Origin of the sequence: Anaerococcus sp. NML200574, assembly GCF_026131665.1 — a bacterium.
Classification (GTDB): domain Bacteria; phylum Bacillota; class Clostridia; order Tissierellales; family Peptoniphilaceae; genus Anaerococcus; species Anaerococcus kampingae.
In genome coordinates this window covers 129,283-153,269 of record NZ_JAMXSM010000004.1, presented here as the reverse complement: position 1 = coordinate 153,269, position 23,987 = coordinate 129,283, and the positions used below count along the sequence as shown (strand labels likewise).

Sequence of the window (23,987 nt, the reverse complement as noted above, 5' to 3'; positions counted from 1 at the left end):
AGTTGTTAAAGTTTAATTAGTAGAGGTATTTATGTTAAATAAGTTTTCTCATGTATTTTTCAACTCATCAATTATTATTCCTTATATACTTGCGATTGGAGTGTCCACGTTGATGTCTAAGGAATCAATAGTCGGATTGATATGTTTATTGATATCCATTATATTAGCGATATCACAAATAATATTTATTAAATATTTAAGAAATAATTTACAAGTATTTAAAGTTAATGTAACTAATGTTGATGATGAGGGAAACAATTGGTATATAGCAAGCTTTTTATCGTATTTTTCTCCATTTATAAAAAATTTATTAAGAAAAGAAATAGATAATTATTCTTGGATTTTAATGGGTATTGCAGCTATTTTATTGGTATTAGGAAATAAAACAACAAACAATCCAATACTTAGGATAGTAGGATATAACTCATATAAAATTAGCACGGAACAAGGAAAAGATTTCACTTTATTAAGCAAGAGAAATATTAGAAAAAGCAATGACGTTAGAAAAGTAATACGTATTTTCGAAGATATATTAATGGAGGTAGAATATTGATTTATGTTTTGGAAAATGCAGGTAGAGATTCAACATCTGTAAAAATGATAGAGACCCAAAGAGAAGACGATGCAAGTATCAAAAATTCACTTACTAAAAGTATAGAAGGGTACAAAGATAACACAATTGAATTTGATGGTTCATATAAGCCTGAGAATGATGAGAGTTTAGTAATAAAAAATTTTGATCTGCCAAATGAAATAACGGAAGCTATAAATAATCCTCTGGGAGTGACTCAAGTTTCTGTTAACTCCGATAATGAGCTAGATCTTAAAGCTATCTTTGTGCCTATTTCAGATTATGATGATTGCGAAAAAATAATCTTTCAAAGGTTGCCTAACAGACAAATACTGAAGAGCCATAATTTTACACTTTTTTTTAATAAACATACATTTTCATGTGAAAATAAACCAGGTATTGTTATAACTGATTGTATAGACGCATACTACGAATATGGTAATCTATATTTTAAATCGTATTATTGGGCGAATCAAATATTTAACCTAAACAAATATTATAGAGAAGCAACAACCGATGATATAAAAAAATTTTGCTCTAACGAGTGCTTCTCTATAGATGATATAGATTCTGTAGCTGAGTCTTGTAATAACTGGACTAGAAGAAAAATTGCATATATATTAGATTCTGGAGTTCTTGAGAATAATTCTGTAGATGAAATCATTAAGTCTGCAAAAAAATTAAACTTAAAAATTGATATTAATGAAGAAAATAAAATAATTTTTCCTGACGACAAGGATTCACAAAAAGAACTACTATCTTATTTAGCGGAAGAAATATATAGAGGAAACTTGACAGACGGCGTTTATTTAACCAACTCCAAGAGACCTTTATAGAAAATATTCGAAGGTTTTATTAAGTTCTTTCCACTTCCTTCCCATAATAATTTTCATAGTTTTTCCTATACTGAACAAGGTCAGAAAATTGTTCTTTATTCAAAGAATACTCTTGCATAAGGGTGTTCTTTTTTTCTTGTAGTTTATCGAGTCTCGTTAATATTTCTTTTGTATTGGGTAGTTTTTTATAGTTCTTCAAGATTTCCTTTGCGGCTATTTTATAGACGGAAAGTTCACTATAATATTCATCTGCAAATTGCTTATCTTCAGGATTTTTCTTGTGGTATTTATAGATTTCACGATACTTATTTATAGTATTTATGTTTTCCATATCTTGGGATAAACTCTTCATCTCAGTTTCAATTTTCTTTATTTTATCTAACAAGTCTTGTCTATCATCAGCAGATTTTTTGATTAGATCATCGAGCTGTGTAATTGAATTAATTCCTTGGTCTCTAAGTTTAATTATTGAATCAGCCATTGTTTTGATATTATGTTTTCTTGCCCAGACTTCGTAACCTTTAGAGGATTGAGCTTTTTTAGTAGTAGATATATCAATAACATTTCCTACACGTTTTTTAATAGTATTAGCTTTGTTTTTAATAGCTAAATCTATTCTTTCTTTAATTTTTTCTTCGGTATAATCTTCTCCGATAGTCTTCGATCTTGTAAATCTTTGCTTATCTTTATGACGAAAAGCAATGTGTTTACCAAATTTAATTTCATAATCAATAGATTTCATATTATCTAAAAACTCTTCCCAAGATTTAGATTTATTAATCATTCTATCTATATCAAATTGTAGTTTAGATTTCCAAGAATTTCCTTTCTTGTTTTGGTCATATTCGTACCACGATTTACCCGCAGTTTTATATTTTCTTTTGTAAGCTTCATAATATTCATCAATGACTGAAAGCTTATTTTCTTTACATAATTCGTCACTTTGATACCTAATTTTATGGTAAGTTTTTTTTGTTAGATTGGTAGCATTTACCAGTCTTGTAATTAACATTATTAAAAATGATATGATTATGGATATGCCCTCTATCAATATGAGTTGCAAGAACAAATTCATAATCTTCTTTTAAAATTTTCTTACATAATTCCATTCCAATTTCATGAGCTTTTATAGGATCAACCTCTCCTGGTAGAAAAGATTGAATTAAATGTCTAGCCAAAACTGTACCCTTAGTATCGTTATCTTCTCGTGTTTTCATAAACTGAATATGGGCAGTAGATGGATGACATTTAAATGAAGATACCAAGACTTTTTCATCAGTTTTTTCACTCTTAGTTATATAATCTATTGCCAAATTTAGAGTTGATTTTATAGGATGTATTTTTGTAATTGCCATACTAATCACCAGAACTTTCTTTTGATTTATTAAGAAGTAGGGAATGAATCTGCCATATTTCTCTTGATAATTTTTCTATCTGTTTATTCATCGATTCAATTTCATTCTTGTAAATTACACCAGTTGTATTAGTAGCTTTTGCAATCTGGTTTATGTTATTTGTTGCATTCGAAAGTAGTCATTGTAGGTTTCTAAATGGTTCTAAATCTACTACATAAATCTCTTTTTCTAATACGCATTTTCTAAGAAAGTGGGACATAGTTTTACAATTAGCAAGTTTCATTTTCTTTTCAAAGATTTCTTTCTCTTCATCTGTTAAATATATTTTTAGTTGATTATTTCTTTTTCTATTATCCATAGTATATCTCCTTATCATAAATTATTGGGGTCTTAGGGTTCTCCCTAACAAGGTAAAATTGATAAAAAAAGAAGCAGTCCATAAAGGTTCTGCTTCATCAATTTTTCGTAAGTGGGTACTCACTTACTGTGCTTGCTATTAAAGTTATAAGCGTTAAGCGTATATTTAATTATTAATAATTATATCATACTTAAGTATGATTTTCTACTGTTCGTATTGACAAAAAGAAGATGAGTATATATAATGATAACTAAGTTATCATGGTTAGGTTTTGTAGTAGGAAGAAGGTGAATGAGTGTTGAGTTTAAGTGGGTATGATGCTACTCATAGCAAAATTTTAGAAAGTGGTATAAAAAACTTTTTAAAAGATGGTTATGAGAAATCTAACTTAAGAAAGATTTGCAAAGAAGCTGGGGTAACTACAGGAGCTTTTTACCGTCATTTTGATGATAAGGAAAATTTGTTTACAAATTTGGTAGAACCTTTTGCAAGTCAGATTCTTGATATTTATAAAAATTATGAAGACAAAAGTCTTAAAACTTATGAATCTGATGAAGAGTTAAGTAAAAATAAGTTATTAGAAATACTGAAAATGAAAGAAGAAGCATCTGTAAAGTCCGTATCTTTCTTTTATGATAATAAAGATATTTTTGAGCTTTTGATTTTTTCTTCATATGGTACAAAATACGAGAACTTTATTGATGAAATTATAGGATTTGAAGATGAAAATCATAAAAAAATTTTAAATCTAATTTATAAGAATGGATATATGAGCGTTATTACTGATGAGGGACTACATCTTATAAACCATGCTTACATTTATGCACTATCAGAATTAGTAGTACATTCTAATAGTAAGGAAGAAGCAGTTCATAATGCAAAGATTATAGCGGGATTTTTTAATGATGGTTGGAAAAAGATTAGGGGATTATAATCCTTAATTTTTTTAAAAATATGATAACTAAGTTATCTTTTTATGGAGGTGGAATTTTTGAAAAAAGAAAATCAATTTAAAAAACTAATGAAATTGGCGAACAATCATAGGTCAAGTTTAAATCTGTCAGTGCTACTCGCAAGTCTTGGAGTTATTTTTGGAATACTTCCCTTTATAAGTGGAGGAAAAATTGCTGAAGGACTTATATCAAATGATACTGATAAAAATTACTATATCTTATGGTGTTTAACTGGACTACTAGGTTATGCTTTAAAAACTTTATTATATGCATGGTCTCTATCTATTTCCCACAAGGCTACTTTTTCTATACTTGCTGATATTAGGATAAAAATGATAGAGAAACTTCCTAAACTTTCTCTTGGAACAATAAGCGAAACTCCAAGTGGAGCTTTTAAGCAAAAAATAGTTGATCAGGTAGAAAGTATGGAGAGTCCACTTGCTCACATGTTCCCTGAAATGACAGCAAATTTACTAGGTCCTGTTTTTGTATTTTTATATCTTTTGTTTGTAGACTGGAGAATGGGACTCTTATCCCTCGTATCATTTCCAATAGGTATGTTTTTTATGGCAAGTGTTTTTAAATCTTATGGAGATAATTTTGCTGGTGCGATGAAAATCGGAGGAGAAATGAATTCTTCTCTTGTAGAATACGTAAATGGGTTAGAAGTGATAAGGTCATATAATCAGACGGATAAAACTTATAAAAAAATCACCGACAAAGTTTATGCTAATGCTAAATATTATTATGACTGGATGACAAAAACTCAATTTGGAATGTCAATGTCAAAAGCAATCACCCCAACTACTCTTCTAGCTATACTTCCATTGGGATATATCTTTTATAAGAATGGATCTTTATCCTTAACAGGATATCTACTTTCCATAATTTTATCCTTTTCCTTACAAGGATTACTAAATACTATGATGAGATTTACAACTATAGGAGCTCAAGTAGGCACTTTAGTAGAAAATGTGGAGTCTGTTCTTAATGCGACTGAGCAAATTCACAGTGAAGAAAAAATTGTTATTAAAAATCATGATATAGAGCTTAATAATGTGAGTTTCGAGTACGAAGATGGTCAAGAAATTTTATCAGATATTTCCTTACAAATAAAAGAAGGAACTAAAAATGCTTTTGTAGGTTTGTCAGGTGGTGGAAAATCTACTATTGCAAAATTAATTGCAGGATTTTGGGATGTAAAGAAGGGTGTGATTAAGATGGGCGATATTCCTTATGAAAACATTCCTTTAGAAGAACTTTATGATCAGGTTTCTTTTGTGTCCCAAGACAACTTTTTATTTGATGATACTATAAGGGAAAATATAAGAATGGGTGACCCTAAGGCGAGCGATAAAGAAGTTGAGGAGATATCAAAAAAAGCTGGCTGTCATGAATTTATATCTCATTTGGAAAATGCATATGAAACTAGGGTTGGAAAACAGGGAGAAAGTCTTTCTGGAGGCGAAAGGCAGCGAATCGTTATAGCTAGAGCAATGCTAAAAAACGCCCCTATAGTTATATTTGATGAAGCAACGGCCTATATGGATCCAGAAAATGAATATTTAATTCAAAATTCTTTAAATGAATTAATTAAAAATAAAACTGTAATCGTGATTGCACACAGATTATATACAATAAAAGATTCGGATAAGATTTTTGTAGTAAATAATGGAAAAATTGAAGACTCTGGTAAGCATGAAGATCTTCTAAATTCTTCAGAGACTTATAAGAAGCTTTGGAAAACAAGTATAGGAAAGGAGGATTAATATGTTAGAAACCTTAAGTAAAATTTGGAGGTTTTCAGCTAAGGAGAAGTCAAACTTAAATAAATCTTTAGTTATATCAGTAATTCATGCATTCTTTTATGTTTTGCAAATGGGAGCCGTTTATTTTATTTTGTTAAGTATTGTAAATAATGGAGAAAAATTAAGAACATCCTTAATGTCTTTTGCTATTATTCTTGCATCTATATTTGGACGAATGATAACAAATTATTACGCACAGTTAAGACAAACTCATGCAGGTTATTTTATGGTTGCAAATGCAAGAATTAAAATGACAGATAAGTTGAAAAAAATTCCAATGGGTTTACTAAATAATTCAAAAATGGAAAATATTTCAGGGATATTAACAACAGGGCTAAGCGAAACAGAAAACACTGTTCCTTCAATTCTCATAACCATGCTTACTGGATTTTTAACAGCCTTTGTTTTTACTATCATGGTTTTTATTTTTGATATTAGAATTGGGATTGTAGTTGCAATAGCAACATTAATATACCTTTATGTTAGTGATAGAATGCAAAAAGTTTCAGCTAAAGTTGCTCCCAAAAGAGCCAATGCCCAAATTAATTTATCTGATAGAGTTTTAGAACATATACAAGCCATGCCTGTTATTAAATCATTTAATTTAACAGGTAAGGGAGATAAAAACACAAGAGATGCTATTTTTGAGAGTAAAAAAACTAATTTAGAAGTAGAGAGAAGATTTACTCCTTTTACAATTTTTTCTTCTCTAATTTTAAATATTGCATCATTTATATTGATGTATTTGGCTATTAGATTTTATTTTGATCAAACTATGAATTTAACAAACTCTTTGATGACATTGATTATGTCTTATATGATATTTTCTCAGATTCAGGAGGCAGGATCTTCAATGTCAGAGCTAAGAATAGTAGCAAGTTATATTGATAAAGTTGATGATATTATGTCGCTTAGTGAGATGAAATCGAAGTCTGGTCTAAAGTTAACAAGTAAAAGAAATATTGAATTTAATAATGTTTCTTTTTCCTATGGAAATAAAAAAATAATCGATAAGGTATCTTTTAAAATTCCTGAAAAAACTACTGTGGCATTTATAGGACCATCAGGAGCTGGGAAAACAACCCTATCAAAGCTCATTGCTAGATTTTGGGATGTAGATAGTGGAGATATTACAATAGGTGGAGTAAATATAAAAGATATTAGTTTAGAAGAATTGATGGATAATATCTCCATAGTCTTTCAATCAGTATATCTATTTAATGATACTATTGAAAACAATATAAAATTTGGAAATCCTAATGCAAGTCATGAGGAAGTCATAAATGCTGCAAAAAAAGCTGCGTGTCATGATTTTATTATGGCTTTGCCAAAGGGATATGACACAGTAATAGGAGAAGGGGGTGCTAATCTTTCGGGAGGTGAGAAACAAAGAATATCAATAGCAAGAGCAATTATTAAAGATGCACCAATTATAATTTTAGATGAGGCAACTGCAAATGTTGATCCAGAAAATGAGGACAAATTACAAATTGCGATTAACTCATTAATGAAAGAGAAGACGGTGATTATGATAGCCCATAAATTAAATACCATAAAAAACGCTGATCAAATCATCGTCTTAGAAAAGGGTCAAATTGTTCAAAAAGGTGAACATGATGAATTAATTAAAGAAGAAGGTATATATTCTGATTTCATTAAAATCAGAGAAAAAGCTGAAAATTGGAAAATTAAATAAGGAGGAGAAGATGAATTTAAAAAATATTGTAAAAATTGCTGTTTTTTCAGTTATAGGATTTGTGTTAACAATGGGACTTGGTTATGCTACAGGAGCTTTAGGTGTAATGCCTAGTTTATATTTGTCTTGTGCCTTTGCTACGATTGTAGTAGCACCAGTATTTGTAATTTTGGCAAGGAGTGTAAAGGTGAGGGGGACCGCATTTTTATATTTCTTTTTGATAGGACTATTCTACACTCTTATGGGGATGTGGCCTATTATAATTATAAATACCATTGCTGGAATATTAGCTGAACTTGTAGTGGGAAGTAGTGAAAATTATGATAGAGGCAATAGTAAGGTTGGTCTTGCTTTTGGAGCGGGTATGTTTGTATATTCACTTCATCCTATGATAATTGTGTTTTTCTTTTCAAAATCTAAGGCGATGCTTGAAATGATGGGAGCGGACTACTTTGACTTTTTAAGAAACTTTTACACACCTGCAAATATTGGAATTTGTTTTGTTATTTCCATAATTGCATCAATCATTGGTGCAAAATTTGGATCATATATCTATAATAAGTTTTTTGCTGGTAGGAATAAAAAAAGTGTTCTTGGTTAAAAGTAAAAAAGAGAAAAAGGAAGTAATTAGCCCAATTACTATAATTGGGCTAATTATAATCTTTTCTATAATACTCACAATAGGAGATGAAGCTTTTTATATTACATGTCTACTATTAAGCTTATTATCATTATCCATTTATTCACTAAAGTTAAGTTTTAAATTTACTTTATTTTTGATTGTAATTTTTATTTTAATAAGGATTTTAGAAAATTATTTGGGTGGTGTCTTTATTGGCTCGATATATCTCATGCTTAGAATTATATTTCTTTACGCTCCTATATTTATTATGGCAAGAGTCATGAGTCTATATTCGGCATCTTTTATTGTAGCTTCTTTTACTAATAGAGGAATGCCTACAAGCTTTGGACTTCCTATTGCTTTATTCTTTAGGTTTATACCTGAAATAAAAATAAGACTCCAAGAAATAAAAGATGGACAAAAGATAAGAGGATTTAAGACTAGTATATTTCACCCAATAAAGACTTTTGAGCTTTATTTTGTGCCTTTACTTTATAAATGTCTTGAAATAAGCGATGTATTAACCTGTTCAATTATTTTAAAGGGGATTGAAATAGATTGTAAAAAAACATCCATATATAATTTGCAATTTTCAAAATTTGATTATTTTATGTGGATTAGCACAGTTTTTATGCTAGGAGCAAGTTTATGGAAAATGTGATTAGTGTTAATATTAAATCTTTTTCTTATGGAGAAAATGAGAATTTAAAAAATATTAAATTTAATATCAAAGATGGAGAGTTTATTGTATTAACAGGCAATTCTGGTTGTGGGAAGAGCACACTAATAAGAATAATTACGGGTCTTTTTCCAAGCTTTTATGAAGGAAAATTAGATGGAGAGGTTGAAATTTTAGGAAGAGATATAAATGAATATAAAAAAGGAGAACTTTCAAAAATTGTATCCATTGTTTTTCAAAATCCCAAAGATCAGTTTTTTTGTACAAATGTTTATGATGAAATTGCCTTAGGGGCAGAAAACTTGGGAATTAAAAGAGATTTGATTATAGAAAAGATAGAGTCTATAAGTAAATTGCTTAAAATAGAAAAACTGCTTGATAAATCTATTTTTTCACTATCAGGAGGAGAAAGACAGAGAGTAGCTATTGCTTCAGCTCTTATTCAAGATAGTAAAATTTTATTTTTTGATGAACCATCCTCTTCTCTAGATTATGATTCTATTGAAAGCTTTAAAGAGATTTTAAAAGAATTAAAATCTATGGGTAAAACCATAATATTAGCCGAGCATAGACTTTATTATCTAAAAAACTTATTTGATAGAATTGTGTTTATGAAAGGTGCAACAATCAATGAAATTTTTACAAGAGAAAATTTTAATAATAATCTAGCCAAAGAATTAGGACTTAGGACTTTAGAAGAAAGAAACTTAAAAACTGAAAGAAATTTTTTTGAAAAAGATTCTGTAGAATTTTTTAATAATATATATGTAAGTGTTGGTAAGAAAAGCATTTTAGAAAACATTTCTTTTGATTTAAAGAAGGGAGAAGTTTTAGGAATACTTGGGAAAAATGGATCGGGTAAGACATCTCTATCAAGAATAATAACTGGACTTGTTGGAAAAAATCAAGATACAAGTATAGGTGTACGAGAAAAAGAAAGACTAAAAAATTCTTACCTAGTTCAGCAGGATGTAGATTCACAAATATTTTTAGATACAGTTGAAAATGAACTCCTGTCTATATCATCTGATAAAGAAGAAATAAAAAAACTTTTAAAGGAAATAAATCTCTGGGATAAAAGAACATCACATCCTCAAAAATTATCAGGAGGTCAGAAACAAAGGCTAGCTGTAATTACTGCTTTTCTATCAAATAGACGAGTAATCATATTAGATGAACCAACATCAGGACTTGATTATAAGAATATGGAAATCATGGCTAAGCTTATAAATGAGTATTCTAAAAAGATTTCAATAGTTATTATAACTCATGATTTGGAATTTCTTTTTAAGTGTTGTAATTCTGCTTTAACTCTAGATAAAAATAATTATGATAGGTTTGTCTTATTTAATAATGAAGAAAAAATATTTGAATTTATTGAGCAAATGTAATATTTCAACTTATCATATATTAAAACAAGGAGAAAATAGACTTAAACATCGAAAGACGATATTTATATAATATATCTGTTAAAAATAATATAGCAAATCCAAAAAGAATCTATATTAAAAATAGTTTCGTTCATTTTAGAGGACTAACCATGCCCAAGAGCAGGAGTCCTCCTTTTTTTGTCTGAAAACATAAAGACAAAAAAAGAATGGAGGAAACATAAATGACAAAAGAATATTACCTTTATGTTGGTGGGCAAAAAATCAAAGTAAGCGAACAGATATACAAAGTCTACTGGCAAGAAAGAGAACACGAAAAGTATTTAGAGCAGGTGGACAAGAAAAACCACTTGCTCTTTTTTTCGTCCCTAAATCATGATGGGAATTTCGAAGATAATCTAGAAGATAAAAATGTTGATGTTGAAAAAGTTGTAGCTACACAAATGATGATTGAAGCACTAAGAAATGCAATGTCAAAGTTAAATAAAGATGAACGGGAAATAATTGAAAGATTATATTTCAATGATGAAACACTTCGTGCAGTAGCAAAGGCTCAAAATATATCTCATCCTGCTTTAATAAAAAGACGAGATAAGATTTTAGAAAAACTAAAGAAATTTATAGAAGAAATATAATTTCTGGTTACCAAAGAGGGCAAATTTTCCTTTATAAAGTGAGGGGAATTTTGTCCTCTCTCTATTTTAAAAGAAATCTAAACAATCTTTGAACCTTAACAATTGAATAGACCAAGACAAGACATTAATCATTTTTGGAGCGTAATAACCTATCCGCCAAGATCTTTCTGCCGAATAATTCGGCAAAACAAGTACTGCTAAGCTAAAAGCAAGGGAAGAAGAAAGGGAGCGATAAGTAAGAGTTTGAATATAGGGAGGGATACCCTATTCGCTATGGAGAAAATGAGGATAATGATACTTCTAAGGTTGAAGCCGGCTCATCCTGAACAGAGGCGGAGGTGAGATTCCTATGTTGCTAATCCAAGGCACTTGTCAATGTCAAAAAACTTTAAAAATATTAAAATAAATATTTTAAATATATTATTTGGAGGATTTATGATTAACGAAAATATAAAAGGTGTTCGTGTTTCTGAGAAAGCATTTCTAACATTAAAAGAAGCATCTGAATATTTTAATATTGGTCAAGATAAAGTTAGACAATTAACGGATGAAGATGATTGCGATTTTGTATTATTTAATGGTAGTAAGCGTCTTATTAAGAAAAAGTTAATGGAAGAATATTTAAATAGACAGTTCTCTATTTAATCTAAAACTATATATAAAACACGCTTAATGCGGTATAATAATTATAGCGTGTCTTTTATCAAAAAAGGAGAATTTTTATGGTAAAAAGACGCAAAGATAGTAAAGGGGTTGTTTTAAAAGACGGTGAATATCAAAGGTCAAATGGCACTTATGAATTTAAGTGGCAAGACAAAATAGGTCGTAGAAAATCTATCTATGCGAAAACTCTAAAAGAATTAAGAGAAAAAGAATTAGATATTTTACGCAATACTATAGATGGAATCAACAACGAAGGAAGTAGCTTGTCTGTAAATGATACTTTTAAGCTATGGACAAAGGTAAAAAGAGGTTTAAAGGATAATACCTTTAAAAATTACATCTATATGTATCAACAATTTGTAGAACCGACTTTTGGTCGCATTAAACTATCTGATATTAAAAGATCTGATGTTAGAAGTTTTTATAACAGATTAAAGGAAGATCAGGGATTGATGGTTTCTACCATAGATTGTGTTCATACTGTCTTACATCAGGTTTTAGAATTAGCAGTGGATGACGAATATATAAGGTTTAATCCGTCTGACAATGCTTTAAAGGAACTGAAAGTAGCTTATCGAAATGAATCTCCGAAGAATAAAGCCATGACAATAGAAGAACAGGTGCTATTTGAAGAATATTTATCTAATAGTGATGAATATAAAAAATGGTATCCAATATTCATTGTTATGCTTTGGACAGGCATGAGAGTTGGAGAAGTCACAGGATTGCAATGGGACGATCTAGATTTTGATAATGGTCTTATAAATGTAAATAGGACTTTGGTATATTATAGTAAAGGTAAAGGATTAAACAATAGATATGCTATTAATACACCGAAGACAGAATCAGGTAAGCGAAGTATTCCTATGGTTCAAAAAGTAAAAGATGCTTTTCTTATGGAAAGAGAGTTACAAAAAACTTTTGGAATCGAATGTTGTGATTCAATCGATGGATTTAAAGACTTTGTATTTTTAAATAGATTCGGAAAGGTTCACAATAATGGAACACTTAATAAAGCTTTAAGAAGAATTGTTAGAGATTGTAATTTAAGTATAATGGATAAAAATAAATCGAACTCTAATGATATTCTATTAGTTCCACATTTAAGCAATCACATTTTCAGACACACCTTTACTACAAGGCTTAATGAACAAAATATAAATACAAAAGCAATGCAGTCTATTCTAGGTCATTCTGATATTAGTACAACAATGGATATATATGTAGATGCTACAGAGGACTTTAAGATAGAACAGATGGGAGAATTTGAAAAAGCAATGAAATTTATATTTTAGAATTTACGACAGCTTACGACAAATTTACGACAATTTGCTAGAAATCTATAGGCACTTATAGAGAGTTAGCAAATTGTCGTAAATGGAGAAGTACCATAAAATAGACTTTTATAGAGATTTAGACAATTATCTAAGGTAGAGGGGATTTTCCCAACAATGAAGCCACTTGGTCTTGAAAAGTCAGAAAATAAAACAAGCCAAGAAGCTCCTAAGATTAAACTTGACCTATCAAAGGTAAAAGTTGAGCCATTATTTGAAGAAGATGTTGATTTTGAAACATTTTCTAAATCAGACTTTAGGGTTGTAAAGGTTAAGTCTTGTGAAGAAGTTCCAAAGTCTAAAAAACTTCTAAAATTCACCCTAAATGATGGAACGGGTGAAGATAGGGTAATCCCTATCAGGAATTAAAAATAACTATAGCGCAGAAGAATTAGTAGGCAAGACCCTACTTGCTATAACCAACCTTCCACCTAGAAAAATGATGGGTGAGGAGTCTTGTGGTATGCTTTTATCAGCAGTATGTGAATACGATGGCGAGGAATTATTAAATCTTATAATGCTTGACCCATCAATACCAGCTGGAGCAAAAATATATTAATATGAAAGGTGCCGCTTTGTCGGCACTTTTTTTAAAAATTATGGAGTGATTATGGAAAAAAGAAACGAATTTACAAATTCCTGGGGCTTTGTCATGGCCTGCGTGGGCTCTGCTGTAGGCCTTGCCAATGTTTGGGCCTTTCCCTATCAACTTGGAGCAAATGGTGGCCTAGCATTTTTAATACCTTATTTGATATTCATATTTTTATTTGGTAGGGTAGGCCTCGCAGCAGAAAATGCTATAGGAAGAAAATATAAGTCAGGGCCAATGGTTGTTTACAAAGAAGCCTTCAAGGAAAGAAATATGGAAGGCTTTGGTAAAATCATCAGATGGTTACCAATGATTGGTGTAACCCTCCTTGCAGTAGGTTATGCGGTAGTAATAACCTATGTCCTAAAGGCCCTTATAGATACAATTAGCGGCAATCTTTTCGCTACAGATAGCCAGGCCTGGTTTGAAAGCATATCTACAAGTGACTTTAGACTTGTAGGTGTCCACTTGATTCTATTAATAATGGTTTATTTCACTCTAGCTTATGAGACAAAGGGAATAGAGAAGACTAACAAGTTGATGATGCCATTATTCTTTGTTTTATTTTTAGTTTTGGTTCTTAGGGTGGCCTTCCTTGATGGGGCAAGCGATGGTTATAAGTTTATATTTACTTTGGATAAGGCAAAGCTTTTTGAAGTTAAAACCTGGGTGGCAGCAATGGGTCAAGCTTTCTTTTCCCTATCCCTTGTTGGAACTGTAATGGTTGTTTATGGATCATATCTTCCAGATAGGGAAGATGTAGTAAAAGCATCAACAACTACATCAGCTTTTGATACCCTAGCTGCTATGCTAAGTGCTTTTGTTATGATACCAGCATCCTTTGCCTATGGACTTTCACCAGAAGCAGGTCCAAAGCTTTTATTTATAGTATTACCTGAAGCCCTAAGACAGATGCCTCTTGGCAGAATCTTTGCCTTAATTTTATTTGTGGCTATAGTCTTTGCAGGAATTTCTTCTATCCAGTCAATGATAGAAACAGTGGCAGAGGCGATTGTCTTCTCCTTTCCAAAATTAAAGAGAAACCTAGTCCTAATTGCTTTGATAGTAATAATCTACTTAGGAGGAATCTTCCTCCATCCAATAAGCAAATGGGGTCCATGGATGGATGTCATAACAATATACATCCTGCCAATAAGCGGGATAATTGGAGCCATAACATGGTTTTGGGTAATCAAAAAAGATGAACTTTTGGCAGAAGTAAACAAAAATTATCCAAATAAATATGGAAATATTTGGTACAATCTTGGAAGATTTTTATATGTTCCACTTGCAATTATCCTATGCTTCATTGCAATAAGATATCATATTTCATTCTAGGAGGGGCAGTGAAAAAAATATTTTTTAGGCTATTGAGTATATTTTTAGCCTTAATTTTAATATTAGCACCTAAGTCTTTTGCAGAAGAAAATAAGAAAAATTCAGACTGGGATGAAGAAATTATCTATATGATAATGACCGATAGGTTTTTTGATGGAGATGAATCTAATAACAATCCAGCTAATGTAGAAGGGTCCTTTGATAAAGAGCACTTAGAAGCCTATCATGGTGGTGATTTTAAAGGAATAATAGAAAAAATTCCCTATCTAAAAGATCTTGGAATTACGACCTTGTGGATCACACCGATTGTAAAAAATATCGATTCAAACATGATGGCAGATAGGGGTGGCAAGCAATTTGCTTACCACGGCTATTGGGCAGAAGATTTTACCAAGCTTGACCCACATTTGGGTAGTGAAGATGATTTTAAAAACTTAATCGATGCCCTCCATGATAATGGTATAAAGCTAATGGTAGATGTAGTAATCAATCATTCAGGTTATGGAACTAAAAACCAAGGGCCATTTACTGGTATGCACAGGGAAAAAAGCGGGGCTGGTGATATAGAAACAGAACTTGCTGGTCTGCCAGATTTTAAAACAGAAGATAAGAGCGTTAGAGATAAGATAATTGCCTGGCAAGTAGATTGGCTTAAAAATATAAAGACCGCTAAGGGAAATGGAATCGACTATTTTAGGGTCGATACAGTTAAGCATGTTGATAAAGATACCATGAAAGACTTCAAGACTGAGGCTCGTAAAGCTAAGCCAGATATAAAAATGATAGGGGAAAATTTTGGGGCTTCTATTTTAAAGGATGGAGGCTATCTAGACCCAAGTATGATGGATTCCCTCTTAGACTTTGAATTTAAAGACCTATCAAAAGATTTTGTCCGTGGCAAAATTTCTGAAACAGAAAATAGACTTGCAAAAAGAAATTCAGAGATAAGCCAAGATAGGCAAATGGGCCAATTCTTATCATCCCACGATGAAGATGGGTTTTTAAAAGTAAGACTAGGTGGGGATGTAGGCAAATTTTTAGTAGCTTCATCCTTACAACTTACAGCCAAGGGCCAACCTGTCATATATTATGGTGAAGAAATTGGCCAATCAGGCAAAAAGGACAATTTTGACAAGGGAGTATTTAGCGAAAATAGGTATGATTTTGACTGGTCAAAGACAGAAAATAACCCAATCCTAGATCACTATCAGAAATTAATTGCAATAAGGAAGGCTTATCCAGAAATTTTTGCAAGAGGCGATAGGAAAAGCCTATACATGGATGATACTGTATCTGTTTTTGCTAGGAGCCTAGGAGATAGTGAGTTAATTATCGGCTTAAATACTAGTGATGAGGAAAAAACTATTAGCTTTGACCTAAAATCTGATGAAAACTTATACGACCTTTACAATCAGAAAAAAGTTAAGCTAAGCGGAAATAAAGTGACCTTAAAAATTCCTTCAAGAGATAATGGGGGAACGGTAATACTTTCCAAAGAATCAAGCCTGCCAGAAGATTTCAAAACAAAATCTAGTTTTGAGCCTAATTTGTATTGGCTTTTAGGTCTTGGCTTTATAATTCTTATACTTATATATATTTTAAGAAGCAAAAAGGCTAAATAATAAAAAGCTTATCAATCTCAATTTGAGATGATAAGCTTTTTTAATTAAAATAAACCCAATTAATGGCCTTTGGTAGGACTTCAAAGTCAATTTCCTTGGCCCTAAAAATTTCGCCATCGGCATTGGCAATAAATTCCTTAGGAGAAATGATTTTACCTTTTGTAACCTCAATTTCCCTGAGATATTTACTAGCTTGGTGGCGACCTTTTTTATACTTTAAAATCATGCTAGGAAGCTTTGGAAGTGGTATTTTATCAGCTAAGATAAGGTTTAAGTAACCATCATCTATTTTAGCCTCAGGAGCAGGGTTAAAACCTGAACCATAATAGGATCCATTGCATAGGGCAGAAATTAAATACTCACCAGATATTTCAAAATGTGAACCGTCTTTTAATTTTAATTTAAAGCTTAAGTTCTCGTAGTTTAGATCTATAAGACTTGCAAGTGTAGCTTTTAGGTAGGCTTTCTTTCCTAGTTTTGGCTTCTTGTCCAAATATTCATAAGCTTTTTCCAAAACCTGGGTATCAAAGCCAATGCTTGTTACATTTATGGAATAAAAGTCATTCACTTTAATCAAATCTATTGGCTTAATCCTAAAATCTAAGAGGTCAGTGAGCTTAAAGGAATCATAATCAAAATTTTTTGCAAAATCATTGCCAGTACCCATTGGAATAAGGCCGATAGCTATATTCTTGCCATAGGCTACATTTACTAGCTCATTAAGAGACCCATCCCCACCGCAAATTATGACAACTTTCTCCTCATAATCAAGGCTATCAAAGGCATCTATTAGATATTTGGTGTGGTTCTTGTATCTTGTGTTAACAACCTCAATTTCTGATAGCCTTTTGACCCTCCTAAAGGTATTTTCTATATCTTCTTTTTTTATGTCAAATTCAGTTTTACCTGCCTTTGAGTTAATAATAAATAAAATCTTTCTCATAATAAATCCTAAGATGACTATACTAATAATTTTAGATTATAAAAGCTATTTTATAATGCGAATAAGAATCATTTTCAAAATATATTTGACTTTAAAATTTTCTTATGCTAAGATTATGATATCAATAATCAATTTCATAAGGAGATATAATGAAAAACAAATTACTTATTGCGATGCTATTAGCATCAATTAGCCTTTCGGCATGTGGAAATGGAGCTGAGAAAGAAGCTCCAAAGGAAGAAGCAGCTCAAACTGAACAACAAGCTCAGCCAGAAGAAGCTGCTAAGGATGAGAACAAAGAAGAAGCTAAAGATACAGCTTCAGATTCTGCTACAGTTAAAATAAAAGATTTGACTGGCGAAGTCGAAGTAAAGAAAAACCCTAAAAAGGTAGTAGCTCTTGACAATAGAACATTTGAAACACTTGAAGAATGGGGAATTACACCAGTAGCTGCTCCAAAACCAATTATGCCAGCTACAAGTGGCTTTGTTAAAAACGATGAAATCCAAGATATTGGAAACCACAAAGAGCCAAATCTTGAAGTAATTGCTGCAGCTGACCCAGATTTAATTATAGTTGGCCAAAGATTTGGTAAATATACAGAAGAGCTTAAAAAGCTTTGCCCAAATGCTGATGTTATCGATCTAAACTGGGATGTGAGTGATAAGGCGGCAAATCCTGGCGAAAATTTAGTTAATGGACTTAAAGATTCTCTAGAATCCCTTGGTAAAATATTTGATAAGGAAGATGAAGCAAAGGCCCTTATAGAAAAACTAGACAAATCTATAGCAGAAGCTAAGGAAGCCTACAAGGAAGGCACTGTAATGTCTGTAGTAGTAAGTGGTGGAGAAATCGGATACTCTGCTCCAGGTTTTGGTAGGGTTTGGGGTCCACTATATGAAATTCTCGGCCTAAAACCTGCTATAGAAGTAGAAAATTCATCAACAGACCACAAGGGAGATGACATATCTGTAGAGGCTATCGCTCAGTCTAACCCAGCTTACCTCTTAGTCCTAGATAGGGATGCTGCTGTTACTAAGGAAGGTGAAGAATCAACCCCTGCTAAGGATGTTATAGAAGGAAGCGAGGCTTTAAAATCAACAGATGCTATTAAAAATTCTAAGGTATACTATGCACCTGCTGATACCTACACAAACGAATCTCCTCAAACTTTCATAAAAATATTTGAAGGCCTTAAGGAATTATTTTCTAAATAAGTATGAAAAGTCAAAAAACTAGTCATAAAAAATTAATAGATAAGAATTTAATTTTTCTCTTACTTTTGGTTTTTGGACTGGCAATTTTATCCATTTTTACAGGGGCCTATAATATTAGGGAAAACCCTGAAGGGTGGAAGATGATATTTATAACAAGGATACCAAGGACCCTTAGCCTTATGCTAACAGGCCTTGCCATGAGTATGGCAGGAGTAGTTATGCAGCTTATAAGTCAAAACAAGCTAGTAGAGCCAACTACAACAGGCACTATAGAGTGGGCGGGCCTTGGCCTTATCCTTGCCTATATTTTAGTCCCTTCAGCTAGTCTTTTTATAAGAACAAGCTTTTCAATCATATTTGCCTTTATCGGATCGATGGTATTCTTTCTCCTTTTAAGAAATATTAAGTTCAAATCGTCATTGTTCGTTCCGATAATAGGCATTATGATGGGGGCGGTTGTATCTGCAATTTCAACCTTTGTAGCTCTAGAATTTGATATGATGCAATCTCTTGAAGTCTGGTTTGCTGGATCTTTTGCACCAATGCAAAAGGGTAGATATGAATACTTATACCTTATTATAATAATATCGGTTATTATTTACATTTATGCTGACAAGTTAACCCTAGCAGGCCTTGGAGAGGCAGTATCAACCAATCTAGGCCTTAATTATAAGAGGATAATCCTTGTTGGAAATGTTTTAATATCCCTAGCTACTGGTCTTGTGGCAAGTGTAGTTGGAAATGTTCCCTTCCTTGGGATAATAATTCCAAACTTGGTATCAATTTATAGGGGAGATAATCTTAGGGAGAATTTGCCATATATTGCCCTGATTTCCATGCTTGTTATAATCATAGCAGATCTCATATCTAGGACAATAATCGCACCATTTGAAGTACCAGTTTCCCTTATCCTGGGAAGTTTGGGTTCTATTTCATTTTTAATCCTCTTGTTTAGAAAGAAAGTTGGTAGTTAAATATGAATCAAATATCTTTTAGACAAAGCAAGGATAAAACAAGATATTTCCTTATCTTAGCTTTTTTAATTTGCCTTACACTTTTGAACATTTATGGACTGCTAACTTACAATAACCCGGTGCCAATTGATTCTCCATCATTTTTGCCAGTTGTAAAAAGAAGACAAAATTCAATAATTGCTATGCTTATAGCAGCAACTTGCCAAGCTTTAGCGACCTTGATTTTTCAATCTGTTACCAATAATAAAATCATAACTCCATCACTTCTTGGCTTTGAGGCTATTTACTCAACAATAAATACTTCTACTATGTACTTTTTAGGAGTTACAGCTTTTACAGCCATGACAGGTATGACCTACTACATAAGTCAGATACTTATAATGGTAATAGTGAGTGTGGCCTTATTTTCAAGCATCTTAAGCTCTAAGAGAAATATTGACTTTCTGCTCTTAGTAGGAATTATTTTAGGCCAAGGCCTAAGGTCTATTTCAGCTTTTATGAGAAGGCTCTTAAGCCCATCTGAGTTTGATGTTCTTCAAGCTAAGCTCTTTGCTTCCGTAAATAATGCTGATTCATCATATTTTTTAGTTTCAGCTATAATCGTATTTATTGTAGCTTTTATAATTTTTGCCAATGCTAAGAAGCTTGATGTTTTAAGCCTAGGAGAGGCGGTTTCAACTAATTTAGGCCTTGATTATAAAAAGTCAACAATACTAGCCTTGATAGTAGTATCAATCCTCATGAGTGTGTCAACAGCCCTAATTGGGCCAATGAATTTCTTTGGCTTTTTGGTGGTAAGTTTAACCTATGAGTTTTGCAAGTCCTATAACCATAAATATTTGTTAGTTATGGCCCTGGTCTTTGCCTATTTTATAATCACTCTTGCATATTTTGTAATGAATCATATTTTCAATGCAAATGGAGTGGTATCAATACTTATAGAGCTAGTAGGTGGATTATTCTTCTTGTTAGTAATCTTTAGAAGGAGGAGCGAATGATTGAAGTAAAAAATGTAGAAAAAATATATGGAAGTGAGACTAAGATAGGTCCTATTAATTTTAAGATAAAAGAAGGCGGCCTAAATTCTATAATAGGCCCAAATGGAGCTGGTAAGTCTACAACTCTTCTTATGATAGGAAGGCTCCTTGACATGGACCTAGGAAGTATAAATATTGGCGGCATGGATGTTTGTACTTGTCATAGCGGCGAGCTTGCCAAGATTTTATCCATCCTAAGGCAAGAAAATCACTTCACAGCTAAACTTACCGTACGTCAGCTAATCTCCTTTGGGAGGTATCCATATTCAAAGGGTAGGCTTACCGTTAAAGATATGGAGATAATCGATCAATATATAGATTTCTTAGACCTAAAAGGCCTAGAACACAGGTATCTTGATGAGCTATCAGGCGGTCAAAGGCAAAGGGCCTACGTAGCTATGGTTTTAGCTCAAGATACCAAGTATGTCTTACTAGATGAACCTTTAAATAATTTGGATATTGCAAGAAGTGTATCAATGATGAAATACCTAAGAAAAGCCTGCGATGAGTTTAACAGGACAATCTTATTGGTAATCCACGATATAAACTTTGCAGCAGCCTATTCAGATAGGATACTAGCCATGAAGGATGGCAAGCTAGTCTTATCCGGAAGCGTTGATGAAATAATGAAAGCAGATGTTTTAACAGAAATATTTGATACAGACATAAGCGTTTTAGATTCAGCAAAAGGAAAAATTGCAGTGTATAATTAAAGGCCAGGCCTTTTGATAAGACTTTATCATTGGCCTAGCCTTTTTATCTCTTTTTAGTCACAGCAAATTCAGTCCTAGTCGTGGCTACAATTTTTTCATCATCTCCATAAACTGTACAATCTACAGTTATAATCCTCTTGCCCTTTTTAAGAATTTCTGCCTTAGCATAAATATACTTGCTTTCAATAATCGGTCTTAAAAAGTGAGTGGTCATTGAAAGAGTAGGGGCCACCATACCAAAAGAATTGGCTAAATCCCCTGAGGCATTATCAGCAAGAGTCATTATAACCCCACCATGGATTGCGCCTATATTATTTAAGTAATCCTCCTTGAAGGGAATTCTTAAAATAAGACAACTTTCATCTATAATTTCTTTCTCCATATCAAAATAATCACTAAAACTCATAAAAACTCCTTTATTCTACCCTATAATTATATTGTAATTAGAATAACTTTCATCAACAAATAATAAGTGATTAATACTAGTAATAAATAGTATAGTGTATATAAGGAGAGTTTATGAAGAAGAAATATTTATCATTTATTTTAACATTATTAAGCCTGGTAGTTTTTGTAGGATGCGGATCAAAAAACGATTCAAATGAAGATAAGAACTCTAATATAGCTGATTTAATAAATAACCTAGAAAAGGTAGAAGAGAATCAGAAAAGAGAAGAAGAGGCACAAAAGCTAGCTCAAAAAGAAATAGGCGCTTCAAAAAGTGCTGAAAAATCAGAGGTAGAGAAAGATAAAAGCTCAAAGAAAAAACAAGAAGATATTAAAAAGGTGAAAATCAAGGCGGTGGGTGACATAATGGCCCACCTTGCCCAAATCCAATATGCCTATAACAGAGGTGGTGGATCTTATGATTTTTCTAAGTCTTTTGAATATGTATCTGATTTTATTAAAGATTCAGACCTAGCAATAGGAAATTACGAGACAACAACAAATCCGAACCAGCCTTATGCAGGCTTTCCTAGATTTAATTCACCAGAATCCTTCCTTACAGCTATTAAAGATGCTGGCTTTGATGTAGTTACAACTGCCAACAATCATTCCATGGATACAGAACTTGAGGGAGTATTTTCAACCATGGATGCTGTAGAAGATGCAGGTCTTTCTTATGTGGGAAGCATGAGGGATGAGTCAGAAAAAATCCTAACTAAGAAGATAAATGGTATAAGAATTGCCATCCTTGCCTACACCTATGGTTGTAATGGTAGGGAAAATCTTATAGTACCAAGGGAAGAAGTAGAAAATTTAAACTACCTAACAGACGAGACCCAGGTAAAAGAAGATATCAAAAAGGCCAAGGCCCAGGGAGCCGACTTTGTAATAGTCTATCCACACTGGGGAGTGGAATATCATTCATATCCTGTAGATACTCAGATAAAGCTAGGCAGAAACATGATAGAATGGGGAGCAGATTTAGTAATAGGCAACCACCCACACGTAGTAGAGCCAGTTGAGCTTTACAAGGCAGAAGATGGCAGAGAAGGCCTAATAGCCTACGCTCTAGGTAATTTTATCTCCTTCCAAAGCCTGGAAAATAACAAAGACATCAGGGTAGAACAAGCCCTAGCTCTAGAAATAGAACTTCAAAAGGATCTAAATAGCGGTGATAAAAAAATCTCAGACCTAAGCTTCCACCCACTTTGGGTAGGAACGACCTATGATGATTTTGGAAGAAACGTACAGACCTACCTAGCAGAAGACTTCTTAGATGGTGGAAAATACTACGATTATGTAAATGAGAACCAAAGAGCAAGGATAAAACAAGCCTACGACATGACCCTAGAGACGGCAAACACAGGAGTAGAATGATGGAAAATTTTGAAATAGGAATCCTAAATTTAATCCAGGGTTTGAGAAACAATCCCATAGACAAATTTATGGTCACCGTCTCATCTTTGGGAAATTTATCACTTATTTGGATAAGCTTTATAATAATATTTTTGGCAGCAAGGGATTTAAAAAAACAAGGCAAGATAATGATCCTTGCCTTTATCCTAAATCTTTTAATAGTTAATATCTTAGTTAAAAATATCGTAGCAAGGCCAAGACCCTACGAAGTGACAGGCTTTAGTGATCTCTTAGTCCACAAGCTATCAGACAATTCCTTCCCATCAGGTCACACATCCTACGCCTTCACCTTTGCGACAATAATAAGCCTTCTAAATAAGTCAAGACTCCTAAAAACCTACACAAATATCCTAGCAGTCCTAATAGCCTTCTCAAGACTCTATCTATACGTCCATTTCCCAACAGACGTCCTAGCAGGAGCACTAATAGGCATAGGTATAGGAATCCTAGCCATAAAAATATACGAAAGTCAAAAATATAAGCAAATAAAAGAAAAATATAATTTACATTGGGCCTAAAATGTGATATAATAAATTAGTAAGCATTTAGGCCGGTGTGTCGGAACTGGCAGACGAGATAGACTCAAAATCTGTTGTCCAACCGGGCGTGTGGGTTCGAGTCCCACCACCGGCACCATTATGTTTTATAAGTGATTTAAATAATAAACTTTATATTAATTTAGGAATCTATTGTTACTAACAAGTTTCAATAGATTTTTTTATTGTCTATAAATAAGGTTTTACCAAAAAAACTTTGCAGTTTTTACTCATGTAATATTTACTCTAATTATTTA

General features: G+C 32.3%; 21 protein-coding genes, 1 tRNA gene and 3 pseudogenes. 21 read left to right on the top strand and 4 right to left on the bottom strand.

The annotated features are described in order from the left end of the window. Nucleotides 1-31: 31 nt before the first annotated feature. Both NH286_RS03690 and NH286_RS03685 read left to right on the top strand, forming a co-directional pair. Nucleotides 32-553 carry a hypothetical protein gene (locus NH286_RS03690; RefSeq protein ID WP_209814453.1) on the top strand — a complete coding sequence of 174 codons (522 nt, stop codon included), beginning with the start codon at nucleotides 32-34 and terminating at the stop codon, nucleotides 551-553. Continuing rightward, entirely contained in the window at nucleotides 550-1,407 is an 858-nt protein-coding gene (locus NH286_RS03685) for a Kiwa anti-phage protein KwaB-like domain-containing protein (protein WP_209814451.1), read from the top strand. Before NH286_RS03690 ends, NH286_RS03685 begins: the two co-directional genes overlap by 4 nt. Nucleotides 1,408-1,426: 19 nt before the next feature. Here NH286_RS03685 and NH286_RS03680 read toward each other — a convergent pair. Both NH286_RS03680 and NH286_RS03675 read right to left on the bottom strand, forming a co-directional pair. Beyond that, nucleotides 1,427-2,762 (bottom strand): annotated as a pseudogene (locus NH286_RS03680) (relaxase/mobilization nuclease domain-containing protein). A gap of 1 nt (nucleotide 2,763) precedes the next feature. Continuing rightward, a pseudogene (locus NH286_RS03675) lies at nucleotides 2,764-3,120 on the bottom strand (plasmid mobilization protein). Nucleotides 3,121-3,418: 298 nt separating this feature from the next. Between NH286_RS03675 and NH286_RS03670 the strand changes: the two are divergent. From NH286_RS03670 to NH286_RS03615, 12 genes and pseudogenes are all read left to right on the top strand, one after another. Then, nucleotides 3,419-4,054 (top strand): TetR/AcrR family transcriptional regulator, encoded by a 636-nt coding sequence (locus tag NH286_RS03670; protein ID WP_265236990.1) that lies wholly within the window; start codon nucleotides 3,419-3,421, stop codon nucleotides 4,052-4,054. A gap of 57 nt (nucleotides 4,055-4,111) precedes the next feature. Beyond that, complete coding sequence (locus tag NH286_RS03665; RefSeq protein ID WP_035112627.1) at nucleotides 4,112-5,842, top strand: ABC transporter ATP-binding protein; 1,731 nt, start codon at nucleotides 4,112-4,114, stop codon at nucleotides 5,840-5,842. A gap of 1 nt (nucleotide 5,843) precedes the next feature. After that, nucleotides 5,844-7,577: an ABC transporter ATP-binding protein gene (locus NH286_RS03660; protein WP_265236943.1), complete on the top strand. Its 1,734-nt coding sequence runs from the start codon at nucleotides 5,844-5,846 to the stop codon at nucleotides 7,575-7,577. A 10-nt stretch (nucleotides 7,578-7,587) separates the two neighbouring features. Beyond that, nucleotides 7,588-8,178 carry an MptD family putative ECF transporter S component gene (locus tag NH286_RS03655; RefSeq protein ID WP_019118518.1) on the top strand — a complete coding sequence of 197 codons (591 nt, stop codon included), beginning with the start codon at nucleotides 7,588-7,590 and terminating at the stop codon, nucleotides 8,176-8,178. Then, complete coding sequence (locus NH286_RS03650) at nucleotides 8,165-8,860, top strand: energy-coupling factor transporter transmembrane component T family protein (RefSeq protein WP_180371952.1); 696 nt, start codon at nucleotides 8,165-8,167, stop codon at nucleotides 8,858-8,860. Before NH286_RS03655 ends, NH286_RS03650 begins: the two co-directional genes overlap by 14 nt. Beyond that, nucleotides 8,848-10,269 (top strand): ABC transporter ATP-binding protein, encoded by a 1,422-nt coding sequence (locus tag NH286_RS03645; RefSeq protein WP_035112626.1) that lies wholly within the window; start codon nucleotides 8,848-8,850, stop codon nucleotides 10,267-10,269. The genes NH286_RS03650 and NH286_RS03645 overlap by 13 nt, the downstream gene beginning before the upstream one ends. 221 nt (nucleotides 10,270-10,490) lie before the next feature. Further along, nucleotides 10,491-10,901, top strand: coding sequence for a sigma-70 family RNA polymerase sigma factor (locus NH286_RS03640; protein WP_005956580.1), 411 nt, complete (start codon nucleotides 10,491-10,493; stop codon nucleotides 10,899-10,901). Between the two features lie 435 nt (nucleotides 10,902-11,336). After that, a complete protein-coding gene (locus NH286_RS03635) occupies nucleotides 11,337-11,546 on the top strand; it encodes an excisionase (protein WP_006700838.1) in 210 nt (69 codons plus the stop codon). A gap of 77 nt (nucleotides 11,547-11,623) precedes the next feature. Then, nucleotides 11,624-12,859 carry a site-specific integrase gene (locus NH286_RS03630; RefSeq protein WP_265236932.1) on the top strand — a complete coding sequence of 412 codons (1,236 nt, stop codon included), beginning with the start codon at nucleotides 11,624-11,626 and terminating at the stop codon, nucleotides 12,857-12,859. A gap of 144 nt (nucleotides 12,860-13,003) precedes the next feature. Then, a pseudogene (locus NH286_RS03625) lies at nucleotides 13,004-13,457 on the top strand (lysine--tRNA ligase); the annotation flags it as partial. 51 nt (nucleotides 13,458-13,508) lie between these two features. After that, entirely contained in the window at nucleotides 13,509-14,825 is a 1,317-nt protein-coding gene (locus NH286_RS03620) for a sodium-dependent transporter (RefSeq protein WP_265236930.1), read from the top strand. Between the two features lie 8 nt (nucleotides 14,826-14,833). Next, nucleotides 14,834-16,447 carry an alpha-amylase family glycosyl hydrolase gene (locus NH286_RS03615; RefSeq protein WP_265236928.1) on the top strand — a complete coding sequence of 538 codons (1,614 nt, stop codon included), beginning with the start codon at nucleotides 14,834-14,836 and terminating at the stop codon, nucleotides 16,445-16,447. A 40-nt stretch (nucleotides 16,448-16,487) separates the two neighbouring features. On the opposite strand, the gene NH286_RS03610 is transcribed toward NH286_RS03615, so the two are convergent. After that, nucleotides 16,488-17,390: a diacylglycerol/lipid kinase family protein gene (locus NH286_RS03610; RefSeq protein WP_265236926.1), complete on the bottom strand. Its 903-nt coding sequence runs from the start codon at nucleotides 17,388-17,390 to the stop codon at nucleotides 16,488-16,490. A gap of 149 nt (nucleotides 17,391-17,539) precedes the next feature. On the opposite strand from NH286_RS03610, the gene NH286_RS03605 reads away from it, so the two are divergent. From NH286_RS03605 to NH286_RS03590, 4 genes are read left to right on the top strand one after another with little or no spacing between them, the layout of a single operon-like run. Then, nucleotides 17,540-18,607, top strand: coding sequence for a siderophore ABC transporter substrate-binding protein (locus NH286_RS03605; RefSeq protein ID WP_106460009.1), 1,068 nt, complete (start codon nucleotides 17,540-17,542; stop codon nucleotides 18,605-18,607). A gap of 2 nt (nucleotides 18,608-18,609) precedes the next feature. Then, nucleotides 18,610-19,581, top strand: a complete 972-nt coding sequence (locus NH286_RS03600) for an ABC transporter permease (RefSeq protein WP_106460010.1) — start codon at nucleotides 18,610-18,612, stop codon at nucleotides 19,579-19,581. Between the two features lie 2 nt (nucleotides 19,582-19,583). Continuing rightward, nucleotides 19,584-20,579: an iron chelate uptake ABC transporter family permease subunit gene (locus NH286_RS03595; RefSeq protein ID WP_265236923.1), complete on the top strand. Its 996-nt coding sequence runs from the start codon at nucleotides 19,584-19,586 to the stop codon at nucleotides 20,577-20,579. After that, on the top strand, nucleotides 20,576-21,331 hold the full coding sequence (locus tag NH286_RS03590; protein ID WP_265236921.1) for an ABC transporter ATP-binding protein: 756 nt from the start codon (nucleotides 20,576-20,578) through the stop codon (nucleotides 21,329-21,331). The genes NH286_RS03595 and NH286_RS03590 overlap by 4 nt, the downstream gene beginning before the upstream one ends. 43 nt (nucleotides 21,332-21,374) lie before the next feature. Here NH286_RS03590 and NH286_RS03585 read toward each other — a convergent pair whose 3' ends face one another. After that, nucleotides 21,375-21,737 carry a PaaI family thioesterase gene (locus NH286_RS03585; RefSeq protein WP_265236919.1) on the bottom strand — a complete coding sequence of 121 codons (363 nt, stop codon included), beginning with the start codon at nucleotides 21,735-21,737 and terminating at the stop codon, nucleotides 21,375-21,377. Nucleotides 21,738-21,850: 113 nt separating this feature from the next. On the opposite strand from NH286_RS03585, the gene NH286_RS03580 reads away from it, so the two are divergent. The 3 genes from NH286_RS03580 to NH286_RS03570 all read left to right on the top strand — a co-directional run bounded on the left by NH286_RS03580 (nucleotide 21,851) and on the right by NH286_RS03570 (nucleotide 23,830). Beyond that, a complete protein-coding gene (locus NH286_RS03580) occupies nucleotides 21,851-23,155 on the top strand; it encodes a CapA family protein (protein ID WP_265236917.1) in 1,305 nt (434 codons plus the stop codon). Continuing rightward, the gene (locus NH286_RS03575) at nucleotides 23,155-23,712 is read left to right on the top strand and encodes a phosphatase PAP2 family protein (RefSeq protein ID WP_265236915.1); all 558 of its coding nucleotides are present in this window, start codon (nucleotides 23,155-23,157) and stop codon (nucleotides 23,710-23,712) included. The genes NH286_RS03580 and NH286_RS03575 overlap by 1 nt, the downstream gene beginning before the upstream one ends. 31 nt (nucleotides 23,713-23,743) lie before the next feature. Further along, nucleotides 23,744-23,830, top strand: a tRNA-Leu gene (locus NH286_RS03570). Nucleotides 23,831-23,987: the final 157 nt, after the last annotated feature.

Bases quoted from the DNA above. Each gene is read 5' to 3' on its own strand.
- NH286_RS03595 (WP_265236923.1), top strand. From the start codon at position 19,584: ATGAATCAAATATCTTTTAGACAAAGCAAGGATAAAACAAGATATTTC.
- NH286_RS03640 (WP_005956580.1), top strand. From the start codon at position 10,491: ATGACAAAAGAATATTACCTTTATGTTGGTGGGCAAAAAATCAAAGTA.
- NH286_RS03690 (WP_209814453.1), top strand. From the start codon at position 32: ATGTTAAATAAGTTTTCTCATGTATTTTTCAACTCATCAATTATTATT.
- NH286_RS03620 (WP_265236930.1), top strand. From the start codon at position 13,509: ATGGAAAAAAGAAACGAATTTACAAATTCCTGGGGCTTTGTCATGGCC.
- NH286_RS03630 (WP_265236932.1), top strand. From the start codon at position 11,624: ATGGTAAAAAGACGCAAAGATAGTAAAGGGGTTGTTTTAAAAGACGGT.
- NH286_RS03610 (WP_265236926.1), bottom strand. From the start codon at position 17,390: ATGAGAAAGATTTTATTTATTATTAACTCAAAGGCAGGTAAAACTGAA.
- NH286_RS03645 (WP_035112626.1), top strand. From the start codon at position 8,848: ATGGAAAATGTGATTAGTGTTAATATTAAATCTTTTTCTTATGGAGAA.
- NH286_RS03585 (WP_265236919.1), bottom strand. From the start codon at position 21,737: ATGAGTTTTAGTGATTATTTTGATATGGAGAAAGAAATTATAGATGAA.
- NH286_RS03655 (WP_019118518.1), top strand. From the start codon at position 7,588: ATGAATTTAAAAAATATTGTAAAAATTGCTGTTTTTTCAGTTATAGGA.
- NH286_RS03660 (WP_265236943.1), top strand. From the start codon at position 5,844: ATGTTAGAAACCTTAAGTAAAATTTGGAGGTTTTCAGCTAAGGAGAAG.
- NH286_RS03580 (WP_265236917.1), top strand. From the start codon at position 21,851: ATGAAGAAGAAATATTTATCATTTATTTTAACATTATTAAGCCTGGTA.
- NH286_RS03605 (WP_106460009.1), top strand. From the start codon at position 17,540: ATGAAAAACAAATTACTTATTGCGATGCTATTAGCATCAATTAGCCTT.
- NH286_RS03575 (WP_265236915.1), top strand. From the start codon at position 23,155: ATGGAAAATTTTGAAATAGGAATCCTAAATTTAATCCAGGGTTTGAGA.
- NH286_RS03600 (WP_106460010.1), top strand. From the start codon at position 18,610: ATGAAAAGTCAAAAAACTAGTCATAAAAAATTAATAGATAAGAATTTA.
- NH286_RS03635 (WP_006700838.1), top strand. From the start codon at position 11,337: ATGATTAACGAAAATATAAAAGGTGTTCGTGTTTCTGAGAAAGCATTT.
- NH286_RS03590 (WP_265236921.1), top strand. From the start codon at position 20,576: ATGATTGAAGTAAAAAATGTAGAAAAAATATATGGAAGTGAGACTAAG.